This window comes from Frigoribacterium sp. MEB024, from assembly GCF_000878135.1.
GTDB lineage: Bacteria > Actinomycetota > Actinomycetes > Actinomycetales > Microbacteriaceae > Frigoribacterium.
Map to the genome: position 1 here is coordinate 1 of NZ_JXQZ01000006.1, position 6,014 is coordinate 6,014.

6 protein-coding genes are annotated in these 6,014 nt (G+C 70.3%); 5 read left to right on the forward strand and 1 reads right to left on the reverse strand.

Going from position 1 to position 6,014, the window contains the following annotated elements; all coding sequences use genetic code 11:
- Window positions 1–22: 22 nt before the first annotated feature.
- Genes SZ60_RS02010 through SZ60_RS02020 form a run of 3 tightly spaced genes read left to right on the forward strand, consistent with a single transcriptional unit; the run spans window position 23 to window position 3,359 of the window.
- Window positions 23–1,378: an ABC transporter substrate-binding protein gene (locus SZ60_RS02010; RefSeq protein WP_043593220.1), complete on the forward strand. Its 1,356-nt coding sequence runs from the start codon at window positions 23–25 to the stop codon at window positions 1,376–1,378.
- 59 nt (window positions 1,379–1,437) lie between these two features.
- A complete protein-coding gene (locus tag SZ60_RS02015) occupies window positions 1,438–2,397 on the forward strand; it encodes a carbohydrate ABC transporter permease (protein WP_056228315.1) in 960 nt (319 codons plus the stop codon).
- Entirely contained in the window at window positions 2,394–3,359 is a 966-nt protein-coding gene (locus SZ60_RS02020; protein ID WP_369700678.1) for a carbohydrate ABC transporter permease, read from the forward strand. The genes SZ60_RS02015 and SZ60_RS02020 overlap by 4 nt, the downstream gene beginning before the upstream one ends.
- Window positions 3,360–3,556: 197 nt before the next feature.
- Here the strand turns inward: SZ60_RS02020 and SZ60_RS02025 are convergent, their stop codons facing one another.
- Complete coding sequence (locus SZ60_RS02025; protein WP_043593227.1) at window positions 3,557–3,964, reverse strand: low molecular weight phosphatase family protein; 408 nt, start codon at window positions 3,962–3,964, stop codon at window positions 3,557–3,559.
- A 126-nt stretch (window positions 3,965–4,090) separates the two neighbouring features.
- Between SZ60_RS02025 and SZ60_RS02030 the strand changes: the two genes are divergently transcribed.
- Both SZ60_RS02030 and SZ60_RS02035 read left to right on the forward strand, forming a co-directional pair.
- On the forward strand, window positions 4,091–4,633 hold the full coding sequence (locus SZ60_RS02030; protein WP_082059790.1) for an RNA polymerase sigma factor: 543 nt from the start codon (window positions 4,091–4,093) through the stop codon (window positions 4,631–4,633).
- Window positions 4,623–5,873: a hypothetical protein gene (locus tag SZ60_RS02035; RefSeq protein ID WP_043593222.1), complete on the forward strand. Its 1,251-nt coding sequence runs from the start codon at window positions 4,623–4,625 to the stop codon at window positions 5,871–5,873. Before SZ60_RS02030 ends, SZ60_RS02035 begins: the two co-directional genes overlap by 11 nt.
- Window positions 5,874–6,014: the final 141 nt, after the last annotated feature.

Here is a 6,014-nt window from a genome sequence, read left to right on the forward strand (position 1 = left end):
ACCCCCTCGAGGAAGAACCACCATGAAGAGAAAGACCACAGCAAAGGCGCTCGTGTCACTCGCCGTCGTGTCGGCGTTCGTGCTGACCGGCTGCGCCCCGTCCGGCGGAGGCGCGGGTGGCGGTGGCGACACCGCGCCCGTCTCGCAGGCCGACATCGACAAGGCCATGGACACCGACACGACCCTGACCTTCTGGACCTGGGTGCCCGACGTCCAGAAGGAGGTCGACCTGTTCGAGGCGAAGTACCCGAAGATCAAGGTCGACGTCGTCAACGTGGGCACCGGCACCGCGCAGTACCCGAAGCTGCGGACGGCCCTCAAGGCCGGCAAGGGCGCACCCGACGTCGCCCAGATCGAGTACCAGTACATCCCGTCGTTCCGTCAGACCGGCAGCCTCGTCGACCTGACCCCCTACGGAGGCGCGGACCTCGAGTCGAAGTACGTCCCGTGGGTCTGGAACCAGGTCGCGGACGACACCGGCGTCTGGTCGGTGCCGCAGGACTCGGGCCCGCTCGGCAACCTCTACCGCTCGGACATCTACGAGCAGGCGGGGCTGACGAAGGCCCCCGAGACCTGGGCCGACTTCGCGACCGACGCGCAGACGATCAAGGACAAGACCGACTCGTACATCTCGAACCTGCCCGGCAACGACCCCGGCCAGATCGTCGGGCTGTTCTGGCAGGCCGGCGCCAAGCCGTTCTCGTACGACGGCGACAAGACCGTCGGCATCGACCTCGACTCGACCGAGACGCAGAAGGTCGTCACGTTCTGGCAGGACCTGATCGACAAGGACCTCGTCTCGACCGACGCCGACTTCAACGACGCCTGGTACCAGGGCTTCTCGTCGGGCAAGTACGCCAGCTGGCAGACCGCCGCCTGGGGACCCGTCTTCCTGCAGGGCACGGCCGCGAACACGAGCGGCAAGTGGACCGCCGCGAAGATCCCGCAGTGGAAGGCCGGCGAGGACGTCTCGGGCAACTGGGGCGGATCGAGCGACGCCGTCATCACGGGCACGCAGAACCCGATCGCCGCGGCCGAGTTCAGCAAGTTCCTGAACAGCGACCCCGAGTCGACCCTGGCCTTCGCGAACGAGCAGTTCCTGTTCCCGACGACGACCGACACCCTGTCGAGCAGCGACTTCACCGACACCGCCTCGGACTTCTACGGCGGCCAGAAGGTCAACGAGCTCTTCGCCGGCGTCTCGGACACGGTCAGCACCGACTTCCAGTGGCTGCCGTTCATGGACTACGTCTACTCGAGCTTCAACGACACGCTCGGCAAGGCGATCGCCGACCACTCCGACCTCTCCGCCGCCCTCACGGCGTGGCAGGACGACGTCACCTCCTACGCGAAGCAGCAGGGCTTCACCGTCAAGTAGCGCTCACGGGGGTGCCGCCCGCCCTCGGGCGGCACCCCCTCGGCCCGGCAAGGAGCCCCATGTCCACCTCCGTCACCCCTCGTCGAGACGCGACCCGCGCCTCCTCGTCCCGTCAGCCCGCCACCCCGCGGCGCACGAGCTCGCTGCACCGGCCGCAGCTCGTCGCGGCCTGGGCCCTGGCGATCCCGTTCCTGGTCGTCTTCGCGGCGATGTTCCTCGTGCCGCTCGGCTACGCGGGCTACCTGAGCACCTTCACCTCGCAGCTCGTCGGCGGGCAGGTCTTCTCGGGCCTCGCCAACTACAGCCGCGCGCTGAACGACCCGAGCTTCTGGGCCGGCCTCGGCCGGGTCGCCCTGTTCCTCTTCGTGCAGGTGCCGATCATGCTCGTGATCGCCCTCTTCGTCGCGCTCGCGCTCGACACCGGCCGGGTGGCCGGCAGCAAGTTCGTCCGCCTCGCGATCTTCGTGCCCTACGCCGTGCCCGGCGTCGTGGCGACGCTGATGTGGGGCTACCTCTACGGGCGCGAGTCCGGCCTGATCGCCCAGGTGATCAGCGGTGTCGGCCTCACCCCGCCCGACCTGCTGTCGCCCCAGAACGTGCTCGGCAGCACGATGAACATCGTCAGTTGGGAGTTCATCGGCTACAACATGATCGTGCTGTACGCCGCGCTGCGCAGCGTGCCGACCGAGATGTACGAGGCCGCCGAGATCGACGGCGCCGGGCCGTGGCGGGTGGCGTGGAGCATCAAGATCCCGGCGATCCGCTCGGCGATCCTGCTGACCGTGATCTTCTCGGTGATCGGGTCGTTCCAGCTCTTCAACGAGCCCAACCTGCTCTACAGCATCGCGCCCAACGCCATCGGCTCGGACTTCACCCCGAACCTCTACGCGTACAACGTCGCGTTCAAGAACCAGGACGTCAACTACGCCGCGGCCATCGCGTTCCTGCTCGGGTTCCTCATCATGATCATCAGCTACGTGGTGCAGCTCGCCACCTCACGCAAGGAGCGACTGTCGTGACGATCGCACCCGCACCCGTCGACACCGCCGGGACCACGTCGCTCGACCGCCCCGTCCGCCGCCTCGAGAGCTCAGGAGGCGCGGGCCGGCGCCGCCCGCGACGTCGCGTCGAGCGCTCGAAGCGCAAGACGCCGATCCTCACCGTGATCCTCTGGATCACGCTGGCGTACTTCCTGCTGCCGCTCATCTGGCTGGCGATCCAGGCGACCAAGACGAACGGCGACATCTTTTCGACGTTCGGCCTGGCCTTCGGCCGCACCTTCGCCCTGGGCGACAACCTGGCGCAGCTGTTCACGTTCCAGGACGGCATCTTCGTGCAGTGGATGGGCAACACGGTGCTCTACGCCGTGGTCAGCTCGGTCGGTGCCGCGGTGCTCGCCGCGATGTGCGGCTACTCGCTGGCCAAGTACGTCTTCAAGGGCAAGTCGTTCGTCTTCGGGCTGATCCTCGGGGCGGTCATGGTGCCGCTGACGGCGCTGGCGATCCCGACCTACCTGCTGTTCAGCGCGGCCAACCTCGTCGACACCCCGTGGGCGATCATCCTGCCGTCGCTGGTCAGCCCGTTCGGCGTCTACCTGATGCGCGTCTACGCGAGCGAGGCGGTCGACGACAGCCTGCTCGAGGCGGCCCGCATCGACGGGGCCGGCGAGCTGCGGATCTTCCTGACGATCGCGTCCCGGCTGCTCGCGCCGGGCATCGTCACGGTGCTGCTGTTCGCCCTGGTCTCGACCTGGAACAACTACTTCCTGCCGCTGATCATGCTGAACGACCCGTCGCTCTTCCCGGCGACGGTCGGCCTGGCGCAGTGGCAGCAGGCGGCGACCGGCGGCGGCGGCGCCCAGGTGCTGTTCTCGACCGTGCTGACCGGGTCGTTCGTGTCGATCCTGCCGCTGGTCGTGGCGTTCCTGTTCCTCCAGCGCTTCTGGCAGTCCGGCCTGAGCGCGGGCGGCGTCAAGGGGTAGGCGGTCGACTCCCGCCCCGACCCCCGGTTCACGGTGGGGGTCGGCGCGGGTGGGCCGTGGCCGTGGCAGCGGCGGCCCGGGAGGCGGTGGTGACGTTGAGAGGTCACCACCGCCTCCGTTCGTGCGTGAGACCCCGGGAAGTCGCCGAGACCCCCGCGCGCGCCGAGGGGTCTCGGCGACTTCGTGGGGTCTCGGTGTCAGAGGCGGGCGTGCAGGTCGGCGACGCGGGCGCGGATGTCGTCGCGGACGAGGCGCATGCGCTCCATGCCCTCGACGCCGCGCTCGGAGGGTTCGTCGGTGACCCAGGTCTCGAACCGGGTGCCGGGGACCTCGTCGACCCGCGCCTCCTGCCCGAGGACGACGACCACGTCGGCGTCGCGCACCATCTGCTCGGTGAGGGCCTTGGGGTGCTCGTCGCCGAGGTCGATGCCGAGCTCGGCGAGCGACTCGACCGACTGCGCGTTCAGGTCGGTGCCGGGCGTCGTGCCGGCCGACACGACCGTCACCTCGTCGCCGGCGAGGTCGCGCATCAGCCCCGCGGCCATCTGCGACTTGCCCCCGTTCTTCTGGCAGACGAACAGGACGGAGGCGCGGGTCGGGGTCATGCGCACACCGTACCGACCCCGGGTGGCCGGGCCCCGTGCCGTCGAGACGGGGCGCCCGCCGATCCGTCGGAGGTCCCGTGTCAGGTTCGCCGGTTCCGCGACACTCCTCTAGTGGAGGGGGTGGACGTGGATCACGACACGGAAGGCGACGACGAACTCGTCAGACGCACGGTCGGGGGTGACCAGCGGGCGCTGTCGGCCTTGTTCGACCGGCACGCCACGACGGTGACCCGCTACGCGTGGGCGCTGGCCGGCACCCGGATGGACGTCGAGGAGATCGTGCAGGACACGTTCGTCACCCTCTGGAAGAAGGTCGACCAGATCGACCTGCCCGAGGACTCGCTGCTGCCCTGGCTGTTGGTCGTCTGCCGCAACCACGCCGCGAACCTGCGCCGCAAGCAGGCCCGCGCCGCCACCGACGAGCTGCCCGACGACCTCGTCGCCCCGGACCACGGCGAGGAGGCGCGTGACCGGCTGCGGTGGGTCCGCGACGAGATCGACGCCCTCGGCCCGGTCGACCGGCAGATCGTCGAGCTCTGCCTGATCGAGGGGCGCCCCTACGGCGAGGCCGCCGCCCAGGTCGGCCTGAGCATCGGCGCCGTCACCCAACGCGTGTCGCGCACCCGATCGCGACTGAAGAAGAAGGCGGTGATGAACGATGAACTCTGAGCCCCCCACCGGAGACGAGCTGAACAGCATGCTCGTCACGATGAAGCAGAACGTCCTCGAACGCACCACGGCGTCCCCGCGCCGCAAGCGCAACCGCACCCTCGGCCTCGGCCTCGGGCTGGCCGCCCTGCTGGCGATCGGCGGTGGCTCGGGAGCCCTGGCGCTCGGCATGCTGCCCTCGCCGTTCCAGGCGTCGGCACCGGCCACCCCGACGAGCACGCCCACTCCGACGCCGACCGTCACGCGGACGGCGACGCCGCGGCCGACGCCGACGGTGGCGCCGGTGGTCGCACCGGTACCGTCGGCGCCGATCGACTGCGCGACGCTGGCGAGCGGCGTGCGGATGGACTTGTTCATCCCGTCGCCGCTCCAGGGCCGGGTCGACCTGCTGATGCCGACGGACGCGAGCCTGTCCGAGTACGGCGTGCTGGGCTGCGAGTGGGGATCGACCGAGCAGCCGTACTCCCGCGTGGACCTCTCGGTGGCGAGTGGACGCGAGGCCGGACTGACCGCCGTCGACGGCCTCGTGGCCGGTGGTGCCCAGCGGACCGGAGCCGGTGACGCCTCGGCCATGACCTGCACCGAGCAGGGTTGCCAGGCGACCGTCGTGTCGGGCACCTGGTGGGTCGAGTTCAGGACGTCGGACGTCGACGCGACGTCCGGGACCGTGTCGGTCGAGACGCGCGCCGCGAACACCACCGCCGCTCTGACGAGCCTGGTGTCGCGCCTCGACGGTCTCTCGCCGGCCCCCTCGTGGACCCGACCGGACTCGTCGTGGGCGCAGGTCGACGACTGCGCGGCGCTGACACCGGCCGTACCCCTGGGCGAGATCGTGGGCGCCCCTCGACTCGAGGGCCCGCGAGAGCTGCAGAACGAGTACCCGAGCGGCATCGTCCTCGCCGCCGACCGCACGCTGCAGTGCTACTGGGCCTCGCCCTCCGTCGAGGGCGCGTCGATCTCGGAGATCGGCGACGTCACCGCGACGCTCTCGGCCGGCAGCGGTTGGGCCGTCGACGCGGTGGACTCGATGTCGCAGCTCGAGCGGTCGCCGGTCACCGTGGCGGGTGCCGAGAAGGCGGAGTACGTCTGCATCCACGACGAGGGCAGCAGCTGCTACGTCAACGTGCTGACCGACGGCTCCTGGCTGCAGGTCAGGACGGGCAACACCTACGAGGCCGACCTGCAGGGCAAGCTCGTCGCGGCCGCGGAGGCGATCGTCGCGACGCGTCCCGCGAGCTGACCCGCGCCTCCTGCGCTGCCGTGACCGAGGCACGCGACCGCAGGAGGCGCGGGTCGGCCGACGCAGGATCCGCCGAGACCCCGGGAAGTCGCCGAGACCCCGGCGCGCGCCCCGGGGTCTCGGCGGGTCCCCGGGGTCTCG

Bases quoted from the DNA above. Each gene is read 5' to 3' on its own strand.
- SZ60_RS02010 (WP_043593220.1), top strand. From the start codon at position 23: ATGAAGAGAAAGACCACAGCAAAGGCGCTCGTGTCACTCGCCGTCGTG.
- SZ60_RS02015 (WP_056228315.1), top strand. From the start codon at position 1,438: ATGTCCACCTCCGTCACCCCTCGTCGAGACGCGACCCGCGCCTCCTCG.
- SZ60_RS02025 (WP_043593227.1), bottom strand. From the start codon at position 3,964: ATGACCCCGACCCGCGCCTCCGTCCTGTTCGTCTGCCAGAAGAACGGG.
- SZ60_RS02035 (WP_043593222.1), top strand. From the start codon at position 4,623: ATGAACTCTGAGCCCCCCACCGGAGACGAGCTGAACAGCATGCTCGTC.